We start from the raw sequence: 25968 nt of genomic DNA, 5'->3' as shown, positions 1-25968 counted from the left end.
TTGATGCCACTTCATATGCCAGCGGCGAATCAATCGGTTAGAATGCACCCCCAATTCTGCCCGATCCTTGAGGACCGCCATGTTCAGCCGTGATTTGACCATTGCCAAGTACGACGCCGAGCTCTTCGAAGCCATGCAGCAAGAAGCCCTGCGCCAGGAAGAGCATATCGAGCTGATCGCTTCGGAAAACTACACCAGCCCGGCGGTCATGGAGGCCCAGGGTTCGGTTCTGACCAACAAGTACGCCGAAGGCTACCCAGGCAAGCGTTACTACGGTGGTTGCGAGTACGTCGACGTCGTCGAGCAACTGGCCATCGACCGCGCCAAGGAACTGTTCGGCGCCGACTACGCCAACGTCCAGCCGCACGCCGGTTCCCAGGCCAACGCCGCTGTCTACCTGGCCCTGCTGTCGGCCGGTGATACCATCCTCGGCATGAGCCTGGCCCACGGCGGTCACCTGACCCACGGCGCCAGCGTTTCCTCCTCGGGCAAGCTGTACAACGCCATCCAGTACGGCATCGACGCCAACGGCCTGATCAACTACGACGAAGTCGAAGCACTGGCCCTGGAGCACAAGCCGAAGATGATCGTCGCTGGCTTCTCCGCCTACTCGCAAGTCCTGGACTTCCCACGCTTCCGCGAAATCGCCGACAAGGTCGGTGCCTACCTGTTCGTCGACATGGCCCACGTGGCTGGCCTGGTCGCCGCTGGCGTGTACCCGAACCCAGTTCCGTTCGCCGACGTGGTCACCACCACCACCCACAAGACCCTGCGCGGTCCGCGTGGCGGCCTGATCCTGGCCCGTGCCAACGCCGACATCGAGAAGAAGCTGAATTCCGCGGTCTTCCCGGGCGCCCAGGGCGGCCCGCTGGAGCACGTCATTGCCGCCAAGGCGATCTGCTTCAAGGAAGCGCTGCAGCCTGAGTTCAAGGCCTACCAGCAGCAAGTCGTGAAAAACGCCCAGGCCATGGCCAGCGTGTTCATCGAGCGTGGTTTCGACGTCGTTTCCGGCGGCACCCAGAACCACCTGTTCCTGCTGTCGCTGATCAAGCAGGAAATCTCCGGTAAGGACGCCGACGCCGCCCTGGGCAAGGCTTTCATCACCGTCAACAAGAACTCGGTCCCGAACGACCCACGTTCGCCTTTCGTCACCTCGGGCCTTCGTTTCGGCACCCCAGCCGTCACCACCCGTGGCTTCAAGGAAGCCGAGTGCCGCGAACTGGCTGGCTGGATCTGCGACATCCTGGCCGACCTGAACAACGAAGCGGTGATCGACGCCGTGCGTGAGAAGGTCAAGGCCATCTGCAAGAAGCTGCCGGTGTACGGCAACTGATTGGCAGACGCCTGATGTGAAAAAGCCCGGCCATGTGCCGGGCTTTTTTGTGCTTCTTCTCAGCGAGTTGTTGCGACATCCGGCACGAGACGTATTTCCACGCGCTGCCCCAACGCCCTCGCCGCACTGGCCAGCGTTGCCAGCGTCATGCCGGCATCCGTCTGATCAAGCGCTCGATCGACCGCCGTACGGCTGGTGTGCATGCGCTCGGCAAGCGCCTTCTTGCTGACCTTCTGCTGCTTCATCGCCTCAGTCAGCTGCCAGGCAATCACCCGTTTGAGCGCTGTGGCCGTGACCTCCTCCAGAATGCCTTCTTCGGCAAGAAAATCATCGAAATCCGAACCGATGTGCGGGTTCATATCGTTTGCCTCCGCAAGCTTGCCCTGCGCTGCCTGGCCAATGCGAGGTCGATCGAGGGCGTCTTTTGACTTTTCTTGATGAATCCATGGAGCAAGACCATCACCCCATCGGTGATCGTGAACATCACCCGTCCCACGCTATCCCCCAGGTCGATACGGATCTCCCAGAGTCCGCTTTCCATCTTCCGAACCAGAGGCATGCCAAGCGGCCAACCGAATTGAACAGACTTGATCTTGTTTCCGATCAACCTGTGCTGGTTGCGCGGCAACGCTTTCAACCACTCCCGCACTGGCTCATTACCGAGGTCACTGCGAAAGAAAAACACCCGAAGCTGTGGATGTGACTCGACCAAGTGTACCAAAAAAGGTACCTCTTTCAAGGGGGCCATAGCGTATGGCCAACGAATTGAACGAGGCAAAAAAATGCCGCCATTCGGCGGCATCAACCAGTCAGCTACGTCCCACTCATGCGTGATACAACGCCTCAAACCCTGCCCGAATATTCTCCTCCGGCAACTCATCGGCGATGAACACCATCACGCTTTCCCGCTTCTCGCCTTCCTTCCACTCGGCGTCCCAGTCGAACCCGTACAGCTTCAACACCCCCTGGAACACCAGGCGGCGGTCCTCGCCGGCAATGTTCAGTACCCCCTTGTAGCGCAGCAATTGCTTGCCGTGCTCTTCCAGCAGCTCGTTCATGAAGTCGCTGAGCCGATCGATGTCCAACGGCGTTTCAGTGCGCAGCACCAGCGTCGAGATACGGTCAGGCGTGGCCGGCTTGAGCACCGGGCGCAAGGTGGGCTTTGGGCTGATGCCCAGATCCGGGTTGAGGTTGAAGCCGCGCACATCGAGTAGCTCGGCCAGGTCGATGCGGCCGTGCTCGACCACACGGATCGCCGCCCGGCCATTGATGCGCGCCAGGCGCTCGCGCAGGGCTTCGACCACCTGCGGCTCGACCAGGTCGGTCTTGCTCAGCAGCAGGCGGTCAGCGAAGCCGACCTGGGCCTGGGCGATGGCCTGGGTCAGGTGCAGCTCGGCGTGGGCAGTGTCGACCAGGGTGATGATGCCGTCGAGGATATAGCGCTCGCGCAGCTCTTCATCGATGAAGAAGGTCTGCGCCACCGGTGCCGGGTCGGCAAGGCCGGTGCATTCGATGACCAGGCGATCGAAGGCGATTTCACCGGCATCCAGCCGTTCGAGCAGCAGGTACAGGGCCCGGGTCAGGTCGCCATGGATGCTGCAGCACACGCAGCCGTTGGCCAGGGTCATGACCTGCACCGGTTCATCGCCCAGCAGCTGGCTGTCGATGCCGGCCTCGCTGAATTCGTTCTCGATCACGGCGAGCTTCAGGCCATGCTCGGCCTTGAGCATGTGCTTGAGCAATGTGGTCTTGCCGGCGCCAAGGAAGCCGGTCAGCACGGTAACGGGAATCGGCGTTTGCACGCGGAAATCTCCTGTGCGGAAAAAAAAGAAAGGCCGCGATCCCTTGCAGGAGCGGCCTTGTGTCGCGACAGGGCCGCAAAGCGGCCCCAGATTTTCAGGTTCGCAGCAGATATTGCCGGGGCCGCTGCGCGGCCCTTTCGCGGCACAAGGCCGCTCCTACAAGGACCGCGCCGGCATCAGGTTCAACAGCACTTGGGCCCGGACTTGCCACCATAGCGCGCTTCCTGGCGCTCGCGGAAGAACGCCTCGTAGCTCATTACCGGCTTGTCCGGGTGCTTCTTCTGCATGTGCTCGACATAGTTGTCGTAGTCGGGCATGCCGACCATCAGGCGGGCGGCCTGCCCCAGGTACTTACCCAGTCGACCCAGGTCGTTGAACATCGCGGCGGTCCTCTCAAGCGTCAGGCAGGGCCTGGAACGGGGTTTCCTTGTCGCTGCGCTCCTTGCGACCCAGGGCGGCGAGGCCGACCTTGACGGCAAAGAACAGCACGCTGAATACCACCACCAGGAACAGCACGGTCAGGCCGGCGTTGGTGTAGGCGTTGAAGATCACGTGCTGCATCTGGCCGATGTCCTTGGCCGGGGCCAGCACCTGGCCGGCGTCCAGCGCGGTGCTGTACTTCTTGGCCAGGGCCAGGAAGCCGACCGCCGGGTTCGGGTCGAACAGCTTGATAAGACCCGCGGTGGTGGTGCAGATCAGCAGCCACACGGCCGGCAGCAGGGTGACCCAAACGTAGCGCTGGCGCTTCATCTTGATCAGCACCACGGTGCCCAGCATCAGGGCGATGCCGGCGAGCATCTGGTTGGAGATGCCGAACAGCGGCCACAGGGTGTTGATGCCACCCAGCGGATCGATCACGCCCTGGTACAGCAGGTAGCCCCACAGCGCCACGCAACCGGCGGTGCCGATCAGGTTGGCGGTCCACGACTCGGTGCGTTTCAGCGCCGGCACGAAGCTGCCCAGCAGGTCCTGCAACATGAAGCGTCCGGCACGGGTACCGGCGTCCACCGCGGTGAGGATGAACAGTGCTTCGAACAGAATGGCGAAGTGGTACCAGAACGCCATGGTGTTCTCACCCGGCAGCACCTGGTGGAGGATCTGCGCGATACCGACCGCCAGGGTTGGCGCACCGCCGGCACGGGCCAGGATGGTGTGCTCGCCGATGTCGCGGGCGGTGGCCTCGAGCTGCTCGGGGGTGATCATGAAGCCCCAGCTGCTCACGGTCTGCGCCACCGAGACGACGTCGGCACCGACCACTGCGGCCGGGCTGTTCATGGCGAAGTACACGCCCGGCTCGATCACCGAGGCGGCGACCATGGCCATGATGGCGACGAACGACTCCATGAGCATGCCGCCGTAGCCGATGTAGCGGGCGTTGGTTTCGTTGTCCAGCAGCTTGGGCGTGGTCCCCGAGGAGATCAGCGCGTGGAAGCCGGACACCGCGCCGCAGGCGATGGTGATGAACAGGAACGGGAACAGGGTGCCCTTCCACACCGGGCCCGTGCCGTCGGTGAACTGGGTCAGCGCCGGCATCTTCAGTTCGGGCGCGATGATCAGGATGCCGATGGCCAGGCCGACGATGGTGCCGATCTTGAGGAAGGTCGACAGGTAGTCACGCGGCGCCAGCACCAGCCACACCGGCAGCACGGCGGCGACGAAGCCGTAGCCGACCAGCATCCAGGTGATCTGCACGCCGGTGAAGGTGAACGCCGGGCCCCACACCGGATCCGCGGCGATCTGGCCCCCCAGCCAGATCGACAGCAGCAGCAGGACCACGCCGATGACCGAGATCTCGCCGATGCGGCCCGGGCGGATGTAGCGCATGTAGATGCCCATGAACATCGCGATCGGGATGGTCGCCATCACAGTGAACATGCCCCACGGGCTCTCGGCCAGGGCCTTGACCACGATCAGCGCCAGCACCGCGAGGATGATGATCATGATCAGGAAGCAGCCGAACAGGGCGATGGTGCCGGGGATGCGGCCCATTTCCTCGCGCACCATGTCGCCCAGCGAGCGGCCGTTGCGGCGGGTGGAGAGGAACAGGACCATGAAGTCCTGCACCGCGCCGGCCAGCACCACGCCGGCGATCAGCCACAGCGTGCCGGGCAGGTAGCCCATCTGCGCGGCGAGCACCGGGCCCACGAGCGGGCCGGCGCCGGCAATGGCGGCGAAGTGGTGGCCGAAGAGAATGTGCTTGTTGGTCGGGACGTAGTCCAGGCCATCGTTGTTGAGTACCGCGGGCGTGGCCCGGCGGGGGTCGAGCTGCATCACCTTGGTGGCGATGAACAGGCTGTAGTAACGGTAGGCGACCAGGTAGAGGGCCACTGCCGCGACCACGATCCACAAGGCATTGATCGCCTCACCGCGACGCAGGGCAACCACACCCAGCGCGCAGGCCCCTATGACTGCCAGCGCCAGCCACGGAATGTGGCGTAGCAGGCTATTATTGTTGTTCATGGTTTACTTCCAGCTGGTGGATTGGAAAGACCGCCCATCGAGTCTAGGGCCAGTCAAAGCGCATTGCCACACTTGCTTTGGTCTAGAGCCTCTGCGGCCAGATTGCGGTACCTGATACGGCAACATAACCCACTATAGTCAGGTTGAACCCCCGAGGGCTTTTCCCATGAGCGACCACGACGAACGCCGCCGCTTTCAACGCATCGCCTTCGATGCCCCCACTGAACTGCGCCAGGGCGAGCGGCGCTGGCCGGTAAAACTGCTCGACCTGTCGCTCAAGGGATTGCTGATCGAGCGCCCCGATCCCTGGAATGCCGACCTCACCCAGGACTTCGAAGCGATCATCCACCTCAACGACAAGAAGACCCAGGTGCTGATGCAGGTCGAACTGCGCCACGAGGAGCCGAGCCGGCTGGGTTTCATCTGCCTGCACATCGATATCGATTCGATGACCCATCTGCACCGTCTGGTGGAGCTGAACGTGGGTGACAGCACCGAAATGATGCGCGAGCTGCGCGAACTCATCGAAGATTGATATCTCTTAGCCTGCTATCTATCTGGCTGTGACGGCTTTCCTGTCCAGCCAGACAGCTTTCCTACACCCGCCAGCCTGTTTGTACACACCCCTCTGGAACAGCCTCCTGCATGTTGGAACGCAACCTGCATCCAGGTTTCACGCACCCTGGACGCACCCTGGACGCACCCGTTCCGTCGCTACGATCAAAACTTTGTATACAATTTTTGTGGCAATTTTTTGTGGTAGTTGTCTACAGTAGCGGCACAACAATAAACAGAGAGCCTGCTCCAATGACCACGTCCCCCAGCACGTCTCCCGCCCCGCGCCCCGAGGACGAAAATCTCGGCCTTGGCGCCAACCTGGCCTACGGGCTGCAGCATGTCCTGACCATGTATGGAGGGATCGTCGCCGTACCCCTGATCCTCGGCCAGGCCGCCGGCCTGGCCCCGGCGGAAATCGGCCTGCTGATCGCCGCCTCGCTGTTCGCGGGAGGCCTGGCCACCCTGCTGCAGACCCTCGGCCTGCCGTTCTTCGGTTGCCAGCTGCCACTGGTGCAGGGCGTATCGTTCGCCGGCGTGGCGACCATGGGCGCGATCCTCGGCAGTCAGAGCGGTGGCGGCTTGCCTTCGGTGCTGGGCGCGGTGATGGCGGCTTCGCTCATCGGATTCCTGATCACCCCGGTGTTCTCGCGCATCACCAAGTTCTTCCCGCCGCTGGTCACCGGCATCGTCATCACCACCATCGGCCTGACCCTGATGCCCGTGGCCGCACGCTGGGTGATGGGCGGCAACAGCGCCTCGCCGGAGTTCGGCAGCGTGGCCAACATCGGTCTGGCCGGGCTGACCTTCGCCATCGTCCTGCTGCTGAGCAAGCTGGGCAGCGCGAGCATCTCGCGCCTGTCGATCCTCCTGGCCATGGTCGCCGGCACCCTGATTGCCTGGGCGCTGGGCATGACCGACTTCAGCAAGGTCACCGAAGGCCCGATCTTCGCCTTCCCCACGCCGTTCCACTTCGGCATGCCGACCTTCCATATCGCCGCGATCCTGTCGATGTGCATCGTGATCATGGTGACCCTGGTGGAAACCTCGGCGGACATCCTCGCAGTCGGTGAGATCATCGACACCAAGGTCGACTCCAAGCGCCTGGGCAATGGCCTGCGCGCCGACATGGCGTCGAGCATCCTGGCGCCGATCTTCGGCTCGTTCACCCAGAGCGCCTTCGCCCAGAACGTCGGCCTGGTGGCCGTGACCGGGGTCAAGAGCCGCTACGTGGTGGCCACCGGCGGGGTGATCCTGGTGGTGCTGGGCCTGCTGCCGATCATGGGCCGGGTCATCGCCGCGGTACCAACCCCGGTCCTCGGCGGCGCGGGCATCGTGCTGTTCGGCACCGTGGCGGCCAGCGGCATCCGTACCCTGTCCAAGGTCAACTACAAGAACAACGTCAACCTGATCATCGTCGCCGCCTCGCTGGGCTTCGGCATGATCCCGATCGCGGCGCCGACCTTCTACCACAACTTCCCGAGCTGGTTCGAAACCATCTTCCACTCCGGCATCAGCTCGGCGGCGATCATGGCCATCCTGCTGAACCTGATCTTCAACCACTTCACCACCGGCAACTCGGAAAACCAGTCGGTGTTCGCCGCGGCCTACGAGCGCACCATCCAGTACTCGGACATCTCGGCCCTGCGCGATGGCGATTACTTCAAGGATGGCAAGCTGTTCGACGCCGACGGTAACGAGGTTCCGGTGCTGGAACTCGACGAGCACGGCAACGAGGCGCCCAGGCGCAAGGCGGTTGCCGAACACTGATCGCTGACCAGGACGGTCATCGAGGGGGAGCCGACGCGCATCGTCGGCTCCTTTTTTTCGTCTGGTGCATACGTGGTAGCGGGAGTTGTGGGAGCAACTGTCTTGCTGAGTTTTCTCAACTGGCGTGATCTCTGTAGGAGCGGCCTTGCGTCGCGAAAGGGCCGCAAAGCGGCCCCAGCGATATCTGCAACTACGCTGAAATCCCGGGGCTGCTGCGCAGCCCTTTCGCGACACAAGGCCGCTCCTACAGGTTGGCGTAGAACCTGTGGGGCCCGCTCCCACGATTGATCCGCTGAGTCGCCCTAGCCGTGCGCCACGAAGTACCGGTTCAACACATTCAGATCCCCCGCCTCCAGCACCCCCGCCAGATAGCGCAACTGCAACCACGCCCGCAGGTACTCATGGCGTGCCTGCGCCAGGTCGCGCCGGGCACCGAACAGCTGCTGCTCGGCGTCCAGCACATCCAGGTTGACCCTCTCCCCTCCCCGCACACTCTTGCGCGTGGCCTGCACCAGGGCCGAGGCGGCCTTCACCGCCAGGTCGTAGGCACGGATCTTCGCCGTGCCGCTGGCGCACAGGTTGAACTGCCGGCGCAGCTGGTTGAGCGTGTCGCGCAGCTGCGCATCCAGCTCGAAACCCGCGGCATCGCGCTGGGCCCGGGCCTGACGCACCGACGCCTGCACACCGCCTCCGGCAAACAGCGGCACGCTCAACTGCACGCCAATGCTGTCGGTGTCGTAACGCTGGTTGTAGCTGCTCTCGGAGCTGGAACTGGAAATGCCCTTGCTGGCATAGGCACTCAACGAAGGCAGGTGCCCGGCCCGCTGCCGCTCGATGTTCTGCTCGGCGACCTCGAGCCCGTGGCGCTGGCTGGCCAGTTCGGCGTTGTGGGCGACGGCCAGGTCGCGCCAGGGTTCGAAACGCGTGGGGGTGAGCGGCTGGACGCGAAAATCGCCGGTCATCGGCGCCAGGTCCTCGACCGCCACCGGTTCGCCGATGATTGCCTGCAAGGCGCGCAACGCCGCATCGAGATTGTCGCCGGCCTCGATCTCCTGGGCCTGGGCCAACTCGTAGCGGGCGCGGGTTTCCAGTACATCGGTACGGGTGCCCTCGCCGCCCTTTAGCAGGCGCTCGTTGAGGGTCAGCTGCTCGGCGTAGGTGCGTCGCTGGGCCTGGGCCAGGGCGATCTGTTCGTTGGCGAACAGCGCTTCGCTGTAGGCGCCGAACAAACGCACCATCAGCTCCTGGCCACGGCCGCGATAGCGCTCGTCGGCCAGGGCGGCCTGGGCCACGCCACGGCGGTAGTCGCTCCAGGCGGCATAATCGAACAAAGGCTGTTCGAGAGTCAGGGTCGAACTGTAGCTGCGGTAGTCGCGCTGGGTGGTCACATCGCCGAACTGGCTGCGCTGGGTCACCTCGGAATCGTTGCGGGCACGGTTGTAGCGATACGAAAGCCTCGGCAGCAATCCGGCGCGACCGATCGCCAGGTTCTCGAGCCCCGCCTCGAGCTCGGCGATGGAGCCCTGCCAGGTGGGATCGTTGCGCAGTGCCAGGGCATAGGCGTCGCCCAGGTCCAAGGCCTGCGCCGACAGGCTGGTGAACAACAGCAGCGGGCAAACGGCACGCAAAAGCACGGACATCCTTTTATTCCTCGGCCAGGGCGACATGCACCCGGTCGGCCAGTGGCTTGAACAGGTAGTTGAGCATCGAGCGTTCGCCGGTCCGCACGAAGGCCTCCACCGGCATGCCCGGACGGATATCCAGGCCGGCCAGTTGGCCGAGGCCCTGCTCGCTGACCTTGATGCGCACCTGGTAGTAGGGCTGCTGGGTCTTTTCGTCGAGCAGGCGGTCGGCCGAGACCAACGTCACCTCGCCATCCACTCGCGGCGTGGTGCTCTGGTTGAAGGCGACGAACATCAATTCCACCGGCAGCCCTGGGCGCAGGCGGTCGACCATGTCCACCGAGGCACGGGCGTCGACCAGCAACGGCGCATCGCGCGGCACGATCTCCATCAGTTGCTGGCCCCTGGCGATGACCCCGCCGTTGGTGAACACGCTGAGGCCGACCACCGTGCCGGCCACGGGCGCCCGCACCTGGGTATGGGCCAGCTCGAATTCGGCGCTGCGCAGGCGGTTGTCCAGGTCCTCGGCGCTGGCCTGCAGCTCGGCGAGCTGCTGGCGCACCTCGTTCTGATACTCCTGCTGGCGCTGGCCGATGCGCAGCTTGAGTTCCAGCACCTGGCGCCGGGTGCGACCGATACTGCCGAAGTCCTCGGCGATCGAGCCGTTGACCTGGGCCATCAGCCGCTCGCTGTCGAGCAGGCGATTGCGGGCAATGTAGCCGTCTCGGGCCAGCTCGCGCAGGCCGCGCAACTGCTCGTCCAGCGCGTCACGCTGGGCCTGTTTGCTGGCCAGCGAGCCTTGCAGACCCTGCAACGAGGCTTCGGCGCCGGCAATGCTCTCGCGCAGGCCACCGAGCTCCATGTCCAACGCCTGGGCGCGGCTGCTGCGCAGTTGCCGCTGGCTCTCCAGCACCGTGGCCACCCAGGCGCTGCCGGCCTGGTCACGCAGCCCCTGCGGGAACTCGATCGAGGCCCTGCCATCGCGCTCAGCCAGCAGGCGCGCCTCGCCGGCGCGGGCGTTGACGTACTGCACCCGCAGCGAGCCGACCTGGGCCTGGGCCTGGGTCGGGTCCATGCGCAGCACGACCTGGCCGGCGCTCACCGTGTCGCCGTCACGCACCAGCAACTGCTCGATCACCCCGCCCGTGGGGTGCTGCACGGCCTGCCGGCTACCGGCGACCATCACGCTGCCGCTGACCGGCACACCCTTGTCCAGCGGCGCCAGCGCGGCCCACAGGAGGAAGCCACCAAAACCTGCCAGCACCAGCCAGCGGCCGACCCGGCCCGGGCGGTGTTCGTCGAGGCTGAGCAGGCTCGCCTCGGTCTTTTGCGTGGAGAGGGCGTGTACGCTCATGAAGTCAGGCTCTTGGTTGGCCGAAGGTGACGCTCAGGCCGATGGGATTGCGTGTGGTGGGTGGCGCGACGGGTGCGGGAGCCGGCCGGGCGGACCGTTGTGCGTCCTGCAGCACCCGGGCGGTGGGGCCGAAGGCCTGCAACTGGCCGCCCTTGAGCATCAGCAGGTTGTCCAGGCCGGCCAGCAGCGAGGACTTGTGGGTAATCAGGATCAACGTGCGCTTGTGCTCGCGCAGCCTGGCAATGGCCTCGACCAGCGCCTGCTCCCCGGCTTCATCGAGATTGGAATTGGGCTCGTCGAGCACGATCAGCGCCGGCAGCCCATACAGCGCCCGCGCCAGGCCGATGCGCTGGCGCTGGCCGCCGGACAGGCCCAGCCCGCCCTCGCCCAGCAGCGTGTCATAGCCTCCCGGTAGCTTGAGGATCATGTCGTGCACCCCCGCCAGCTGTGCTGCGGCCACCACCTGCTGGGCATCCACCGCGCCAAGCCGGGCGATGTTGTCGGCGATGCTGCCGGCGAACAGCTGCACGTCCTGGGGCAGGTAGCCGATATGCTGACCCAGTGCGCCACGGTCCCAGACCCTCAGGTCCGCGCCATCCAGGCGGACCTTGCCGCTCGCCGGGGCAACGGCGCCGACCAGCAGCCGCGCCAGGGTCGACTTGCCCGAGCCGGACGGGCCGATGATCCCCAGTGACTCGCCCGCTGGCAGTTCGAAGCCCAGGTTGTTCAGGCACAGACGGCTGCTGCCCGGCTGCGTCGCCCCCACCTGCTCAAGCGTCAGCTTGCCAAGCGGTGCCGGCAGCGGCATGCCCGCAGGACGCGGCGGCTGGGCCAGCAGCAGCTCGCTCAGGCGCTGATAGGCCAGGCGCGCACCACTCCATTGGCGCCAGGCACCGATCAACTGGTCGATCGGTGCCAGCACCCGGGCCATGAGGATGGAGCCGGCGATCATCATCCCCGGCGTGATCAGTTGCTCGATGGCCAGCCAGGCGCCCAGGCCGAGCACCAGCGACTGCAGCGCCAGGCGCACGGTCTTGGTCAGCGCGGTGACCGCCGCGGTACGCTCGCTGCCCAGGTTCTGCCGAGCCAGGAAGCCATGGTGCAGGCGCGCCCAGCGCTGACGCACCGGCGCCAGCATGCCCATGGCCTCGATCACCTCGGCGTTGCGCAGGTTGGCGCTGGCTTCCAGGCCGGCCTGCTGCGACAGCTGCCCGGCCTCGGCGAACGGCGCCTGGGTCAGGCGCTCGTTGACCCAGGCCAGCAGCGTCAGCAGCACCGCCCCCAGCAGCGCCATCAGGCCGAGCCATGGGCTGAACATGAACATCACCAGCAGGTACACCGGGAACCACGGCGCGTCGAAGAACGCGAACAGGGCCTGGCCGGTGGCGAACTGGCGCAACGCGGTCAGGTCGGCGAGCATCTGCCCCGCAGCGCCCTTGTGTCCGGCCAGGCTGGCCTCATAGGCGGCCTCGAACACCCGTGGGTTGAGGTCCATGTCCATGCGCGTGCCCAGGCGGATCACCACCTGGCTGCGCAGCCACTCCAGCAGGCCCATGAAGGCGAACACCCCGAGCACCATGAGGCTGAGCATCAACAGGGTCATCTCGTTGCGCGACGACAGGACCCGGTCGTAGACCTGCAGCATATACAGCGCCGGGGCCAGCATCAGCACGTTGATCACCGCGGTGAACAGCGCAACGTTGCCAAGCCCGGCACGGCAGGCCCTGAGCGCCCGCAGCACTTCGTTGGCCGCGGCGGGAGCGGTTCGCATTTGTTGGAAACCTCGTAGAAGGCGCCGACCGGTGATTGCATTCGCCCTGTCGTCGCCACAGAATTCGCACCGCCGCAGCCTGGGCCCGGCAAAGACACGGGCTGCGGGGTAAGTGCATCAGATCAGCGAATGGCAGGGTGACCTTCCATTCGCTTTTTCATGCCTGCGCTCAGGCCGCCAGGGCCAGGTCCTCGGGCAGCGCCTGCACGCCGACCGCTTCGGCAGCAGCGGCGTGAGCCGGGCCGGCGGCCAGGGCCGCACCGATCTCGGCGAAAGTGCTGTTGGTGGAGACGCCATAACCGGCCAGCAGGTTGTCCAGCACGCCTTCCAGGGCCGAGGTGTTGCCCTGCATCAGGCCGTAGATCACGCCCTGCACTTCGTTGCCGGCACGCCCGGCACCCTGCGCGGCATCCAGGTCCAGGCCGTTGAAGCTGACCACGTAGTTGCCCAGGCTGAAGTCGCTGCCGCTGCCGCCACCGAGCACTTCACCCAGGGAGACGTTGTCCAGCGAGCCCCACAGGTAGTGGTTGAGGTTGTCGCCCGGGGCCTTGGACGGGTCGAACACATAGTGCAGACCGTTGGCGCTGTCGCTGTCGGCAATGAAGGCGTAGTCCGAGTTGTTGCGACCGTGGGTGGCGTACTGGTCGCCATCGAAGGTGCCGTTGCTGAAGCCGCCGGTGTTGCTGTAGCCATGGCCGGCGGTGACGAAGCCGGCACTCCAGAAGGCCAGGTAGTCGTCGACGGTCGAGCTGGCGAAGGCGGCGTCATAGTTAACGGAGATGGTCATAACGGTTCCTCGTTGTTGCACAGTGATGACGAAGGCGCGTTCCGTGCCTTCGCGTCGCCCGGAATGGGCAAACCCGGTTGGTTCAGAAGCGGTACTCGAGCATGCCGCTCAAGGTGCGGCCGCGGGCCAGCGACAGGTTGTTGCCGTCGCCCATGGCCACGAAGTAGGCCTCATCGGTGGCGTTCTCCAACGACAGGGCCAGGTTCAGGCTGGGGGTCATCCAGTAGCTGGCGTAGAGGTCGTAGACCGTGTACTGCGGCCACTGGGCCTGGTCGATCTGGTTGTAGGTATGGCTCTTGAGGTTCTCGCCGTTGCCTTCGCTGTAGCGCACGCGCATGCCCACATCCAGGGTGCGTTCGAGCAGGCGCATGCCCAGGGTCAGGGCGCCACGGTCGGCGGGCATGTACGAGGCGTTGCCCATGATGTCGCCGCAACTGACGATACTGTTGGTGTCTGCGGCGCCCTCGGCGCGTGATACGCGCACCGGCAGCATGATGATGCGGCTGCCCACCCGCACCGGGCGCATGACGGTGCCGGCGCTGACCAGACGCTGCGCGCCACCCATGTAGAACTGGTTGGAACAGAACTCGTTGCTGCCGATCATGTGGGTGTAGCTGAGTTGGCCGTAGTAGGCACCGGCATCGTAGTCCAGGCTGTATTCCACGCCGCGAAAGCGCGTGGTCTCCAGGTTGTTCTGGTAGGCCGAACGGCCCAGGGCGATGCCTGCCACGCTGCTGCCGGGCAGCGAGACATTGGTGTCGAGGAACGAGAAGTTGTCGATGCGCGTATCGAAGTAGGCGACCTTGGCGCCGAAGCGGTCGCCGTCGCGCAGCAGCGACTCCTTGAAGATGTTCAGCCCCAACTCCCAGTTGTGCGACTCCTCGGCCTTGAGGAACGGGTTGGGGTAGACCATCTCGGCACTGCCGCCGGCATGCGGGCGGCCGCTCATGAACACTTCGGTCACCGCTGGCGGGCGCCAGCCACGGCCCCAGCGGGTGTAGACCTGCAACCAGTCCGGCCCGGGCTTGAGCGCGATGCCGAAGGTCGGCGAGAAGCGGCCCTCCTCGGTGTCCTCGTCAAAGATCATGTGGGTCTGCTGGCGGGTAAGGCCGACCTCGGTGACGCCCTCGGGGTACATCCAGGTGGTGACGCCGGTCTTGCCGCTCAGGCGATAACGGTCATAGCGCAGCCCGGCATCCAGGGTGAGCCAATCGTCATGCTCGTAGGTGAGCTTGCCGAACAGGCTGGCCATCACCCGCTTGCCCTTGGGGTTGGCGCCCTGCACGTAGGGTAGTGACTCCACCTCGTTGGCCGCGGCGATGCGCTCGGTGCTGGGGCGAAAGCTGTCCTGGAACAACTCGGTGCCGTAGTTGAAGCTCAGGGTATCAGCCTGCCCCAGGTGCCAACGCGAGGTGTTCTGCAGTTGCAGGCCCCAGGTGTCGGTCTGGAAGCGGTCGGTGTAGGCCTCGACACGGTTGCCGGTGGCGGCGCTGGACAGGTTGTCGGCGTTCCAGCGGTCCTGGCGGGTGGTCACGTAGTACAGCTTGGCCTTGAAGTCGATCAGGTCGTTGTCCGGGGTGAAGCTGTAATCCAGCGCGGCATTCTTCGCATTGATGTCGTTGGTGCCGGTGACCCGGTAGTAATAGCGGTTGGCGTTGCTGTCGTTGTAGGTCCAGGCGTCCTTGCTGTCGGTGTCGGTCTCGATGTAGCTGAACTGCAGGCGCTGGTCGTCGGCGAAGTTGAGGCCGAACTTGAACAGCTGGGAGCGGGTCACGCTGTCCATCGCCCCCACTTCGCCATGCAGCCAGCTCTTCCAGGCCTCGCGATTCTCCAGCTTGCCGCGGATCTGCGTGCCCAGGTTGTCGGCGTTCTGCGTACCGCTGCGGTAGTTGCCGAAATGCCGCTCGCTGTGGCCAAGCAGGATATCGCCGGCTTCATTGCCGACGGCGAACAGCGCACTGCCATTGAAGTAGGTGCCGTTGCCCAACTCGCCGATACCGTGGCCGGCGCGCAGGCGACCACCGATTTCCTTGCCCTGGCCGAGCAGGTCACGGGCATCGACGGTGTTGAAGCTGGCGATGCCGCCGATCACCCCGGCACCGCCCATGCCGGCCGAGGTGCCCTTGTCGATCTCGACGCCCTGGATGAACTCGGGGTCGATGAACATCACGCCGTTGCGCTGCTGGTGGCCGTTGACGTTGAAGTTCTGGCGCATGCCGTCGATGTTCATGTTGACCCGGCCATAGTCCTGCACGCCGCGGATGTTCACCGACAGTCCTGGGTCACGCTGGTTGACCGCGGTGTACACGCCCGGGGTCTGTTCGAGCAGGTCGGCGGCATGACGAGGGGCGCGTTGCTCGATCTGCTCGCGGGTAATGACACTCACCGATCGCGGGGTCTGGTACACCCAATCGCCATCGCGCTGCGAATCGACATGAGTCGCGCCCAGCTCCAGGACCTCGCCGTCCTGGGCGACACGCTCCAGGCCGACCTGTCCGGCGGCGCTGAAGTGGTAGCGCACCGGCGTGCCGCGCAGCAGTTGGCGCAGGCCCTCTTCAGCCGGGTAGCTGCCGCGCAGCCCCTCGCTGCGCAGGCCGGCCAGCTTGCGGCTGTCGAAGAACACCTGCACAGCGGACTGCTCGGCGTAGGCCAGTACCGCGCTGTCGAGCGACTGGGCCGGAATATCGAAACGCACCAGGTTGCGGCTGGCGGTGCTTGGCGAATCGGCGGCTTGTGCCATGCCGATCCCCATCGGCAAAGCACAGCAGCCCAGGACCAGGCTGCCGGCCAGGGCGAGACGGCCCAGAGGGCGCAAGGGTTGTTGTCGTGGCGTGCTCACTGCGGTTGCTCGTCCGTTGTTGGCGTTTTCTAGTAATGAAAATCAATCTCAACAATCAGACGAGCTGCGCAGGAAAAGTCAGTAAATAAAATTGAAAGTATTTTGCCGAAGCTGCATTCAGTACAGCACGGCCAAGCCTGGAAGCTCGATCAACCGGGCCTTGAGCTCATCACCTAGCACCACCGGCGCGGTGCCGAGCTGGTCCAGGCGGAATACGCCGCTGACCTCACGCCGGGCCAGTGCGTCACTGGCAACCACCAGCTGGCCAGCACGGTAGCGATTGAGCCGAGCGACCACGTCGGCGAGCGGCTGACGTTCGAACACCAGCACGCCGCGCTGCCAGTCCGTGGCCCGCCGCAGATCGTGACCCGGCCAGGGTCGTATCCCTTTGCGCTGGTCATAGCGCAAGCTATCGCCCTGCTCCAGTAACTGGCTGGCCGGGCCCTGCAACGGCGGCGCCTGCAGCTCGACGGCGACGCTATGCTCCAACATGCCGACCCAGCCCCCCTCACCCTGCGCGCCAACCACGAAGCGTGTACCGAGGGCGCGACTGGTAGCCCCGGCGTATTCGACCACGAACGGGCGTGCGTCCTGGGCCGTGACCGGTGCGGCGGTGAAGATGGCTTCACCAGACAGCAGGCGTACGCGGCGTTCCCGATCATCGAAGGCGAGCTGGAGGGCGCTGCGGCTGTCCAATTCCACCTGGCTGCCATCGGGCAAGGTCACCCGGCGCACCTCGCCGATACCCGTGAGGTAGTCCGCGCGCCAGCCCAGCCAGGCCTGCGGCCCCTGCTGCACGGCAAGCACGGCCAGCAACAGCGCCGCCGCGCTGGCAACGGCCCGGCGCAACCGAGGTCGCCGTCGCCGCATCGGGCTGCCCTGGTGGGGAGTCGTGGGGCGAGCGGTCGAGACGGCGGGCAAGCTTGCCAATTGCCCAAGGTCAGCCCAGGTGGCCTGGGCGAAACCATAGGCCTGGGCGTGCCGGGGATCGCTGGCGCACCACTGGTCCAAGGCGTGCTGCTGCGCCGGGCCCAGGGGACCGGCCTGCTGCAGCACCACCCACTCGGCGGCCTGCTCGCGGATGGCTTGCTCGTTCTGGCTGCTCACACGGTTCTCTCGTGATCTGGTTATGTCTGGGCTGACGTCTGAAGCGGCATTTGTCAGTAAACCGTTGGTCATTCGGTTTCCTGCAGGCACTGCATCACATAGGCCAGGGCCTTGGCCAGATGCTTTTGCACCGAGCTGTCGGAGATCCCCAGGTGCCGGGCAACCTCGGCGTGGGTCATGCCTTCCAGGCGGTTGAGGCGAAAGATTTCCCGGGTACGTTCGGGCAGCTCGCCGAGGATCGCCTGCAGGCGACGCAGGTGCTGCTCACGCACGGCCTGCTCCTCGAGCCCGGGGCCATCCTCGACGATCGCCTCGAAGGCTTCGTGGGGCACCGTGTCGGTCTTGCGCCGCTGCTGCTGGCGCACGTGATCGATCATCAGGTTGTGCGCGGTGCGGTACAGGTAGGCCTGGGCGTTGTCGATCGGCTCGTGACGTTGCTGCTCGGCCAGGCGCAGGAAGCTGTCCTGCACCAGGTCGGCCGCCAGCTGCGGGTCGCGCACCTTGCGCGAGAGCAGGCCCTGAAGGTTTTTCGCGTGCTTTGTGAACAGCCGCTTGAGGTCGAACTCCGCCACACGCTCTCCATGGGGTGGTCGCAAGGTGGCGGTATGCTACTGGTTATTGAGAATCACTTGCAAGAAACAGCATTACTCGAAGAGTGCATCCAGCGCCTGTTCCAGACGGGTCACGGCAATCACCTGCAACCCGACGGGCGCTTCCTTCGGCGCGTTGCCCTTGGGCACGATGGCGCGCTTGAAGCCATGCTTGGCCGCCTCTTTCAGACGCTCCTGGCCGCTGGGCACCGGGCGCACCTCACCGGACAGGCCAATCTCGCCGAACACCAGCAGGCCATGGGCCAGCGGGCGGTTGCGCAGGCTCGACATCACCGCGGCCAGCAACGCCAGGTCCGAGGCGGTTTCGAGCACCTTCACGCCACCAACGACGTTGAGGAACACGTCCTGGTCGTGGGTGGGGATGCCGCCGTGCCGGTGCAGCACCGCCAGCAGCATGGCCAGGCGGTTCTGGTCCAGACCCAGGGTCACCCGTCGCGGGTTGGCCAGGTGGCTGTCGTCGACCAGCGCCTGGACCTCCACCAGCATCGGCCGGGTACCTTCCCAGGTGGCCATGACCACGCTGCCCGGCACTTCCTCCTGGGTACGGTTGAGGAAGATCGCCGAGGGGTTGGAGACTTCCTTGAGGCCACGGTCGGTCATGCCGAACACGCCCAGTTCGTTGACCGCGCCGAAGCGGTTCTTCACCGCCCGCAACAGGCGCAGGCGGCCGTCGGACTCACCCTCGAAATACAGCACGGTGTCGACCATGTGCTCGAGCACCCGGGGCCCGGCCAGCGAACCCTCCTTGGTGACATGGCCGACCAGGAAGATCGCCGTGCCGCTCTGCTTGGCGTAGCGCACCAGCAATGCCGTGCTCTCGCGCACCTGGGCCACGCCGCCGGGGGCTGACTGCAACTGCTCGGTGAAGATGGTCTGGATCGAGTCGATGACCATCACCCGCGGCTTTTCCTGGCGCGCGGTGGCGATGATGGTCTCGATGCAGGTTTCGGTCATGACCTTGAGCTGCTCCTGGGGCAGGCCCAGGCGCCGGGAGCGCATGGCCACCTGCTGCTGCGACTCCTCGCCGGTGACATACAGCGCCGGCATCTGCGTGGCGATGTTGCACAGGGTCTGCAGGAGGATGGTGGACTTGCCGATCCCCGGATCACCGCCGATCAGCACCACCGAGCCGTCCACCAGGCCCCCGCCGAGCACGCGATCGAGCTCGGTGCTGCTGGTGGTGAAACGCGGGATCTCCTCGACGCTGACTTCGGCCAGGGTCTTGATCTGCGCCTGCTGCCCGGTCCAGCCGGCACGCCCGCTCGGCGCCGCGGCGCCGCCGCTCTCGATCATGGTCTCGACCAGGGTGTTCCAGGCCCCGCAGTCACCGCACTGGCCGGCCCATTTGGGGAAGGTCGCGCCGCACTCTGTGCAGCCATACAAGCGCTTGGCCTTGGCCATGGGCGGGTCTCCTGGAAAAAACCGCCATGATAGCCGAACACGGACGTGTCCCGGAGGCTGCGGCAGGCGACAAAACTATTCGCGCTAAACACAGTCTGTAGCTGCGAACGTCACGCATGAAGCGTTTTAGTGGCTTACACTGCGTTTACCTCTCCATTCGTAACAAAGGAATACAGCATGGGCATGCTCAGTGAATTCAAGGCCTTCGCGGTCAAGGGAAATGTCGTCGACATGGCGGTAGGTATCATCATCGGCGCGGCGTTCGGCAAGATCGTCTCGTCCTTTGTCGGCGACGTGATCATGCCCCCTATCGGTATGCTGATCGGTGGAGTGGATTTCAGCGACCTGGCGATCACGCTCAAGGCCGCCGAAGGCGATGTGCCAGCCGTGGTAATGGCCTATGGCAAGTTCATCCAGACCATCCTCGACTTCATCATCGTCGCCTTCGCCATCTTCATGGGCGTGAAGGTGATCAACCGCCTCAAGCGCGAAGAGGCCGTGGCACCGACCGCACCGCCAGTGCCAAGCGCCGAGGAAACCCTGCTGACCGAGATTCGCGACCTGCTCAAGGCGCAGAACCGCCAGCCCTGAAGCACAAAACGACTGGGGCCGCTTTTCGGCGGCCCCAGTGACGACGATCCAACAGGCGCTGTTGTGCCTTACCAGTAGTTCTCCACCGCCACCTGCCCCGGCCGCTTGCTCAGGCTCAACTGCAGGTCACGCGCCTTGAGCACCTTGCGCGTCTCGTCGATCATCTGCGGGTTGCCGCACAGCATGATCCGCGAATGCTCCGGCGACAGCGCCAGCCCCGCCGCCTTTTCCAGCTCACCGTTCTCGATCAGCGTGGTGATCCGCGCATTCAATGCACCCGGATGCGGCTCTCGGGTTACCACCGGGATGAACTGCAGCTTGCCCGCGAACTCCGCCAGGTAGTCGCGCTGCTCCAGCGCGGCGATCTCGTCCACATACGCCAGCTCCTTCGCCTCGCGCACCGAGTAGACCAGCTTGATGTTGTCGAAGCGCTCCCAGGCCTCGAAGTCCTGCAGGATCGACATGAACGGCGCAATGCCGGTGCCGGTGGCCAGCAGCCACAGGTCGCGACCACCGACGAAACGGTCGAGGGTCAGGTAGCCGAAGGCCTGGCGGTCGATCAGCAGGGTGTCGCCCTCGCCCAGGCGGCTCAGCTCGCTGGTGAACTCGCCCCCCGGCACCACGATGGAGAAGAAGTCGAGGAATTCGTCATGGGGCGCGCTGACCATGGAATAGGCGCGCCAGGCGACGCTGCCATCGGCCTTGCTCACCCCAAGGCGAGCGAACTGCCCGGCGCGGAAACGGAAACCGGCATCGCGAGTGACACGCAGGGAAAACAGGTTGGGCGTCAGGGGCTGGACGTCGAGCAGGGTCTGGCGGGTGAATTTGTCGGCGCTGGCGGTCATGACGGACTCCATGGAACAGATGCGCGTAGTGTCGCGCAAAGCAGCGGAGATAAACACCGTCGGTTTGTAAGGTATCGCCTGGGACTGCTCGCAATCAGCTAAGAAAACGCGCCAGCTATAACAAAAAAACCCAGCACAGAGTTAGGAGATTTCCTACACTTCGCTTCGTGCGTTTCCTACATTGGATCCAGCGAGAAGCAGAAGGGAGCTTCATCGATGCCACACTGGAAGACTGAAGATCTCCAGCAGCTGCTGGACGAGCGCGAGCCCAAACAGATTTTCGCATGCGCCGTAGACCTGATACAGAAGCTCGACATGGAGTATCTGGGTTTGACGCTACATCTGCATGCCTGTGCAAAGGTTCCGCAGGTAATTCTCTACAACAACTATCCCAAAAGCTGGAATGATCGTTACCAGAACGAGAATTTCATCAGTATGGATCCGACAATATTAAAGTGCCACCTCGGCGAGCTGCCTTTTGTCTGGAGCGACGATCTCTTCCGCGACGTCCCACAGCTGCGCGAGGAAGCCCATGCGCACGGGCTGACCTACGGCTGGACCCAGTCAACGCATGACCTGCGGCATAACGAAAGCCACTTGAGCGTGTCCCGGCGCTCCCGCGCCATCGACGAAGACGAACATTACGAAAAGTGCGCTGCAACGATGTGGCTATGCAACACCTTGCACACGTTGCTCAGTGAATATCACCTGACCCATCTCTACGGGCTCAGCGTGCGGGAACTGGAGGTGATGGACTGGTGCGCCAAAGGCAAGATTGCCGAGGATATTGCCAAGATCCTGCGCTTATCGACCAGCACAGTGAACTTTCATATCCGCAGCGCCATCGACAAGACCAATGCTCCCAACAAGACAGCGGCGGTCGCCAAGCTCGTCGAAGCCAAGCAGATCAGTCCCAGGTAAAGGCTCGGAATCTGTAGAATCGCGTACCTCATGTCCATCGCGCCCCGCGATGACCAGCACCACCTTGAGTCGTACGCCATGCCCCTGTTCAACAGCCCCTTCGCCGACCTCGACCTGATCCGCCAGCCGGCCCAGGCCAACGACCCGTTGCTGGCCTTCGACGCCGCCGACCAGTACCTGCTGGAGCACCTGGCGGCCCAGGCGCCGCAGGCGAGCTGCAAGGTGCTGGTGCTCAACGACAGCTTCGGCGCCCTGGCCGCGAGCCTCGCGGGGCATGTGCAGGTGAGCAGCAGCGGCGACTCGCACCTGGCGCACCTGGCCCTGGAGAAGAACCTGGCGGGTAACGGCAAGCCATTCGACAGCGTGCCCTTCATCCCGGCCAGCGAGACCTTCCAGGGCCCGTTCGAACGCGTGCTGGTGCGCGTGCCCAAGACCCTGGCCCTGCTCGAGGAACAGCTGATCCGCCTGCAGGGCCAGTTGGCGCCCGGCGCCCAGGTGATCGCCGGGGCCATGATCAAGCACCTGCCCCGCGCCGCCGGCGACCTGATGGAGAAGTACATCGGCCCGGTCCAGGCTTCGCTGGCGCAGAAGAAGGCCCGCCTGCTGATTGCCACTGTCGGCGAACGCCCGACCGCGCGCTCGCCCTACCCCAGCCGCTACCGCCTGGACAGCCCGGCCCTGGAGCTGGTCAATCACGCCAACGTGTTCTGCCGCGAAGGCCTGGACATCGGCACCCGCGCTTTCCTGCCACACCTGCCACGCGACCTGGGCCGCGCCCGTGTCGCCGATCTCGGTTGTGGCAATGGCGTGCTGGCGATCGCCTGCGCCCTGGCCAACCCGGATGCGCAGTTCACCCTGGTCGACGAGTCGTACATGGCGGTGCAGTCGGCGCGGGAGAACTGGCAGGCGGCGCTGGGTGATCGCGAAGTGACGATCAGGGCCGCGGATGGCCTGGCCGGTCAGGAGAAACAATCGCTGGACGTGGTGCTGTGCAACCCGCCGTTCCACCAGCAGCAGGTGGTCGGCGACTTCCTCGCCTGGCGCATGTTCCAGCAGGCCCGGGAGGCGCTGGAGGTCGGTGGCGCGCTGTACATCGTCGGCAACCGCCACCTGGGCTACCACAGCAAGCTGGCGCGATTGTTCCGAGGGGTCGAGCAGGTGGCTGCGACGCCGAAGTTCGTGGTGTTGAAAGCCCGTAAATAAACACCCGATAGAAAACGAGAAAAGCCCGCCCCTACTGGTTCTGTAGGAGCGGGCTTGTCCCGCGATCGGGCTGCACCGCAGCCCTCACAACCTAGTGGGTACTCAAGCCTGCCGCACTCATGAACATGCGCATGCCATAAGCCACCACCCCAAGCGCCGCCACGCTCAGCCCCCAGATCAGCACCAGCCAACCCAGGCGTTGCCACAGCGGCTTTTTCTCTTCGACGTTCATCACGATACGCTCCTAGTGATAGCCATCTTCATGGGTCACCTTGCCGCGGAACACGTAGTAGCTCCAGTAGGTGTAGCCAAGGATGAACGGCAGGATGAACAGCGTGCCCACCAGCATGAAGCCCTGGCTCTGCGGTGGCGCCGCGGCGTCCCAGATGCTGATCGACGGCGGGATGATGTTCGGCCACAGGCTGATACCCAGCCCGCTGTAGCCCAGGAAGATCAGCACCAGGGTCAGCAGGAACGGCGTGTAGTGGGCATTGCGCGCCACCGCCCGCAGCAGGCCGTAGAAGGTCACCAGCACCAGGATCGGCACCGGCATGAACCAGACCAGGTTGGGCATGCTGAACCAGCGTTCGGCGATCTGCGGATAGGCGATCGGCGTCCACAGGCTGACCACGCCGATGACCGCCAGCAGCACCAGCGCCAGTGGCCGAGCGATGTCATGCATCTGCTTCTGCAGCGGCCCTTCGGTCTTCATGATCAGCCAGGTGCAGCCCAGCAGGGTGTAGGCGACGATCAGGCCCAGGCCGGAGAACAGCGTGAACGGCGTCAGCCAGTCCAGGGTGCCGCCGACGAACTTGCGGTCGACCACCTTGAAGCCCTCGATGAACGCGCCCAGGGCCACACCCTGGAAGAAGGTCGCCACCAGCGAGCCCCAGATGAACGCCTTGTCCCAGATGTGCCGCTTGTTGGCCCGGGCCTTGAAACGGAACTCGAAGGCCACGCCACGGAAGATCAGGCCCACCAGCATCAGGATCAACGGCAGGTACAGTGCCTCCAGCACCACCGAGTAGGCCAGCGGGAAGGCGCCGAACAGCGCCGCGCCGCCCAGCACCAGCCAGGTTTCGTTGCCGTCCCATACCGGGGCGACGGTGTTCATCATCACATCGCGGTCACGCTCGTCCTTGACGAAGGGGAAGAGCATGCCGATTCCCAGGTCGAAACCATCCATCACCACGTACATCATGACGCCGAAGATGATGATCACGGCCCAGATCAGCGGAAGATCGATACCCATCTCAGTTCCCCTTGCTCAGGCTGGCGGAGTCGGCCTCATGGCCTTCATCGGCGGCGGACAGTGGCCGCGCCGGCGTGCGTTTCTGGCCAGGGCCACCCGGGGTGTGCTCCTCGCCTTCGCCGGTCTTCGGCCCTTTGCGCACCAGGCGCATCATGTAGCCGATGCCGGTGCCGAACAGGGCGAAGTAGACCACCACGAACATCACCAGGGTGAAACCAAGTTGCGCGTAGCTATGGTTGGACACCCCATCGGCGGTGCGCATCAGCCCATAGACCACCCAGGGCTGGCGACCGACCTCGGTGGTGAACCAGCCGGCGAGGATGGCGATCAACCCGGACGGGCCCATCCACAAGGTCAGGTAGAGGAACGGACGCGAGCTGTACAGCGTGCCGCGCTTGCGCAGCCACAGGCTCCACAGGCCGACGAAGATCATCAGCATGCCCAGCCCGACCATGATCCGGAACGACCAGAACACGATGGTCGAATTGGGTCGATCCTCGGGCGGGAAGTCCTTCATCGCCGGGACCTGCTTGTCCAGGCTGTGGGTGAGGATCAGGCTGCCGAGCGCCGGGATCTCGATCTTGAAGCGCGTGGTCTCGGCCTGCATGTCGGGAATGCCGAACAGGATCAGCGGGGTCGGCTCGCCGGGCTTGTTCTCCCAGTGGCCTTCGATGGCGGCGATCTTCACCGGCTGGTGCTTGAGGGTGTTCAAGCCATGGAAGTCACCGATCACCGCCTGTACCGGCGCGACGATCAGCGCCATCCACATGGCCATCGACAGCATCTTGCGCACCGCCGGGTTGTCGCGCCCGCGCAGCAGGTGCCAGGCCGCCGAGGCGCCGACGAAGAACGCGGTGGCGACGAAGGCCGCGGTGGCCATGTGCATCAGCCGGTAGGGGAAGGACGGGTTGAAGATCACCGCGAACCAGTCCACCGGGATCACCTGGCCATTGACGATCTCGTAGCCCTGGGGCGTCTGCATCCAGCTGTTGGAGGCGAGGATCCAGAACGTCGACACCAGCGTGCCGAGCGCCACCATGCACGTGGCGAAGAAGTGCAGGCCACGCCCGACACGGTTCCAGCCGAACAGCATGACGCCGAGGAAACCGGCCTCGAGGAAGAAGGCGGTCAAGACCTCGTAAGTAAGTAATGGACCGGTGATGGACCCGGCAAAGTCGGAGAACTGGCTCCAGTTGGTGCCGAACTGGTAGGCCATGACCAGGCCCGAGACCACGCCCATGCCGAAGTTGACGGCGAAGATCTTCGACCAGAAGTGGTAGAGGTCACGGTAGGTATTGTCGCCGGTCTTCAGCCAAAGGCCTTCGAGGACCGCCAGGTAGCTCGCCAGGCCAATGGTGATGGCCGGGAACAGGATGTGAAAGGACACGGTAAAGGCAAACTGGATTCGGGCGAGCTCTAGGGCTTCCAATCCGAACATGGTGCTTCCTCTTCAGGTAATCCGGCGACCGGGCTCATGGCCTGTCGCCCACTGCCCCCACGGGTATCGAGTGCGGCGCGTTGGAATTGTTCTGTTCGATCGCGGGGATTCCGGCCCGAGGGCCAAGATCGTTGCATCTGGAACGATTGATCCAGGTCAACGACTGAATGGAAGCATAGTCCCGAATGACCCATCCGGATGTGTGGTTGATTGCCGCGTGACCGGTTGCCTCACCCTCTTTTTTTGCGTGTGAAAAGTTGATCCACGCGGCTTTCAGCAACTATTTGTTACAAACAGATGTTACTC

23 protein-coding genes are annotated in these 25968 nt (G+C 64.6%); 6 read left to right on the top strand and 17 right to left on the bottom strand.

The window, feature by feature from the left end:
- Positions 1 to 79: 79 nt before the first annotated feature.
- Complete coding sequence (gene glyA, locus NMG10_RS10415) at positions 80 to 1333, top strand: serine hydroxymethyltransferase (RefSeq protein ID WP_232855732.1); 1254 nt, start codon at positions 80 to 82, stop codon at positions 1331 to 1333.
- Between the two features lie 59 nt (positions 1334 to 1392).
- Here the strand turns inward: glyA and NMG10_RS10410 are convergent, their stop codons facing one another.
- The 5 genes from NMG10_RS10410 to NMG10_RS10390 form a co-directional block, all read right to left on the bottom strand.
- Positions 1393 to 1692, bottom strand: a complete 300-nt coding sequence (locus NMG10_RS10410; RefSeq protein WP_110739110.1) for a helix-turn-helix domain-containing protein — start codon at positions 1690 to 1692, stop codon at positions 1393 to 1395.
- Positions 1689 to 2081, bottom strand: coding sequence for a type II toxin-antitoxin system RelE/ParE family toxin (locus NMG10_RS10405; RefSeq protein ID WP_232855733.1), 393 nt, complete (start codon positions 2079 to 2081; stop codon positions 1689 to 1691). Before NMG10_RS10405 ends, NMG10_RS10410 begins: the two co-directional genes overlap by 4 nt.
- A 76-nt stretch (positions 2082 to 2157) precedes the next feature.
- Complete coding sequence (gene yjiA, locus NMG10_RS10400; protein ID WP_232855734.1) at positions 2158 to 3135, bottom strand: GTPase; 978 nt, start codon at positions 3133 to 3135, stop codon at positions 2158 to 2160.
- A 182-nt stretch (positions 3136 to 3317) separates the two neighbouring features.
- A complete protein-coding gene (locus tag NMG10_RS10395; RefSeq protein WP_050706909.1) occupies positions 3318 to 3515 on the bottom strand; it encodes a YbdD/YjiX family protein in 198 nt (65 codons plus the stop codon).
- Between the two features lie 13 nt (positions 3516 to 3528).
- A complete protein-coding gene (locus NMG10_RS10390; RefSeq protein ID WP_050706910.1) occupies positions 3529 to 5595 on the bottom strand; it encodes a carbon starvation CstA family protein in 2067 nt (688 codons plus the stop codon).
- Positions 5596 to 5761: 166 nt separating this feature from the next.
- On the opposite strand from NMG10_RS10390, the gene NMG10_RS10385 reads away from it, so the two are divergent.
- On the top strand, positions 5762 to 6130 hold the full coding sequence (locus NMG10_RS10385; protein WP_028691346.1) for a PilZ domain-containing protein: 369 nt from the start codon (positions 5762 to 5764) through the stop codon (positions 6128 to 6130).
- 272 nt (positions 6131 to 6402) lie between these two features.
- A complete protein-coding gene (locus tag NMG10_RS10380) occupies positions 6403 to 7920 on the top strand; it encodes a nucleobase:cation symporter-2 family protein (protein ID WP_050706911.1) in 1518 nt (505 codons plus the stop codon).
- A 302-nt stretch (positions 7921 to 8222) separates the two neighbouring features.
- On the opposite strand, the gene NMG10_RS10375 is transcribed toward NMG10_RS10380, so the two are convergent.
- From NMG10_RS10375 to radA, 8 genes are all read right to left on the bottom strand, one after another.
- Positions 8223 to 9560 carry a TolC family outer membrane protein gene (locus NMG10_RS10375; RefSeq protein WP_254464309.1) on the bottom strand — a complete coding sequence of 446 codons (1338 nt, stop codon included), beginning with the start codon at positions 9558 to 9560 and terminating at the stop codon, positions 8223 to 8225.
- 4 nt (positions 9561 to 9564) lie between these two features.
- On the bottom strand, positions 9565 to 10896 hold the full coding sequence (locus NMG10_RS10370; protein WP_254464308.1) for an HlyD family type I secretion periplasmic adaptor subunit: 1332 nt from the start codon (positions 10894 to 10896) through the stop codon (positions 9565 to 9567).
- A 4-nt stretch (positions 10897 to 10900) separates the two neighbouring features.
- Positions 10901 to 12667 (bottom strand): type I secretion system permease/ATPase, encoded by a 1767-nt coding sequence (locus tag NMG10_RS10365; protein ID WP_254464307.1) that lies wholly within the window; start codon positions 12665 to 12667, stop codon positions 10901 to 10903.
- A 169-nt stretch (positions 12668 to 12836) separates the two neighbouring features.
- On the bottom strand, positions 12837 to 13454 hold the full coding sequence (locus NMG10_RS10360) for a heme acquisition protein HasA (RefSeq protein ID WP_203650496.1): 618 nt from the start codon (positions 13452 to 13454) through the stop codon (positions 12837 to 12839).
- An 82-nt stretch (positions 13455 to 13536) separates the two neighbouring features.
- Positions 13537 to 16206, bottom strand: a complete 2670-nt coding sequence (locus NMG10_RS10355) for a TonB-dependent receptor (RefSeq protein WP_254464321.1) — start codon at positions 16204 to 16206, stop codon at positions 13537 to 13539.
- A gap of 204 nt (positions 16207 to 16410) precedes the next feature.
- Positions 16411 to 17400 (bottom strand): FecR family protein, encoded by a 990-nt coding sequence (locus tag NMG10_RS10350; protein WP_254464306.1) that lies wholly within the window; start codon positions 17398 to 17400, stop codon positions 16411 to 16413.
- A gap of 68 nt (positions 17401 to 17468) precedes the next feature.
- Positions 17469 to 17972, bottom strand: coding sequence for an RNA polymerase sigma factor (locus NMG10_RS10345; protein ID WP_203650489.1), 504 nt, complete (start codon positions 17970 to 17972; stop codon positions 17469 to 17471).
- Between the two features lie 72 nt (positions 17973 to 18044).
- Entirely contained in the window at positions 18045 to 19412 is a 1368-nt protein-coding gene (gene radA, locus NMG10_RS10340) for a DNA repair protein RadA (protein WP_203650487.1), read from the bottom strand.
- A 177-nt stretch (positions 19413 to 19589) separates the two neighbouring features.
- Between radA and mscL the strand changes: the two genes are divergently transcribed.
- Positions 19590 to 20003: a large-conductance mechanosensitive channel protein MscL gene (gene mscL / locus NMG10_RS10335; RefSeq protein WP_110739376.1), complete on the top strand. Its 414-nt coding sequence runs from the start codon at positions 19590 to 19592 to the stop codon at positions 20001 to 20003.
- A gap of 68 nt (positions 20004 to 20071) precedes the next feature.
- Here the strand turns inward: mscL and NMG10_RS10330 are convergent, their stop codons facing one another.
- Positions 20072 to 20848, bottom strand: a complete 777-nt coding sequence (locus NMG10_RS10330) for a ferredoxin--NADP reductase (RefSeq protein ID WP_232855737.1) — start codon at positions 20846 to 20848, stop codon at positions 20072 to 20074.
- 216 nt (positions 20849 to 21064) lie between these two features.
- On the opposite strand from NMG10_RS10330, the gene NMG10_RS10325 reads away from it, so the two are divergent.
- A complete protein-coding gene (locus NMG10_RS10325) occupies positions 21065 to 21769 on the top strand; it encodes an autoinducer binding domain-containing protein (protein WP_203650483.1) in 705 nt (234 codons plus the stop codon).
- A 78-nt stretch (positions 21770 to 21847) separates the two neighbouring features.
- Positions 21848 to 22972 carry a methyltransferase gene (locus NMG10_RS10320; RefSeq protein ID WP_203652587.1) on the top strand — a complete coding sequence of 375 codons (1125 nt, stop codon included), beginning with the start codon at positions 21848 to 21850 and terminating at the stop codon, positions 22970 to 22972.
- A gap of 91 nt (positions 22973 to 23063) precedes the next feature.
- Here the strand turns inward: NMG10_RS10320 and NMG10_RS10315 are convergent, their stop codons facing one another.
- Genes NMG10_RS10315 through NMG10_RS10305 form a run of 3 tightly spaced genes read right to left on the bottom strand, consistent with a single transcriptional unit; the run spans position 23064 to position 25662 of the window.
- Entirely contained in the window at positions 23064 to 23204 is a 141-nt protein-coding gene (locus NMG10_RS10315; protein ID WP_036986195.1) for a DUF2474 domain-containing protein, read from the bottom strand.
- 12 nt (positions 23205 to 23216) lie between these two features.
- Positions 23217 to 24224 carry a cytochrome d ubiquinol oxidase subunit II gene (gene cydB / locus NMG10_RS10310; protein ID WP_110739372.1) on the bottom strand — a complete coding sequence of 336 codons (1008 nt, stop codon included), beginning with the start codon at positions 24222 to 24224 and terminating at the stop codon, positions 23217 to 23219.
- A 1-nt stretch (position 24225) separates the two neighbouring features.
- Complete coding sequence (locus NMG10_RS10305) at positions 24226 to 25662, bottom strand: cytochrome ubiquinol oxidase subunit I (RefSeq protein WP_110739371.1); 1437 nt, start codon at positions 25660 to 25662, stop codon at positions 24226 to 24228.
- Between the last annotated feature and the right edge of the window lie 306 nt (positions 25663 to 25968).

The sequence above is a fragment of the Pseudomonas sp. DVZ6 genome, assembly GCF_024259445.1.
In the GTDB taxonomy this organism is placed as follows: Bacteria; Pseudomonadota; Gammaproteobacteria; order Pseudomonadales; family Pseudomonadaceae; genus Aquipseudomonas; species Aquipseudomonas peradeniyensis.
The sequence above is the reverse complement of the archived record's forward strand: the minus strand, read 5'-3'. Positions and strand labels throughout refer to the sequence as shown.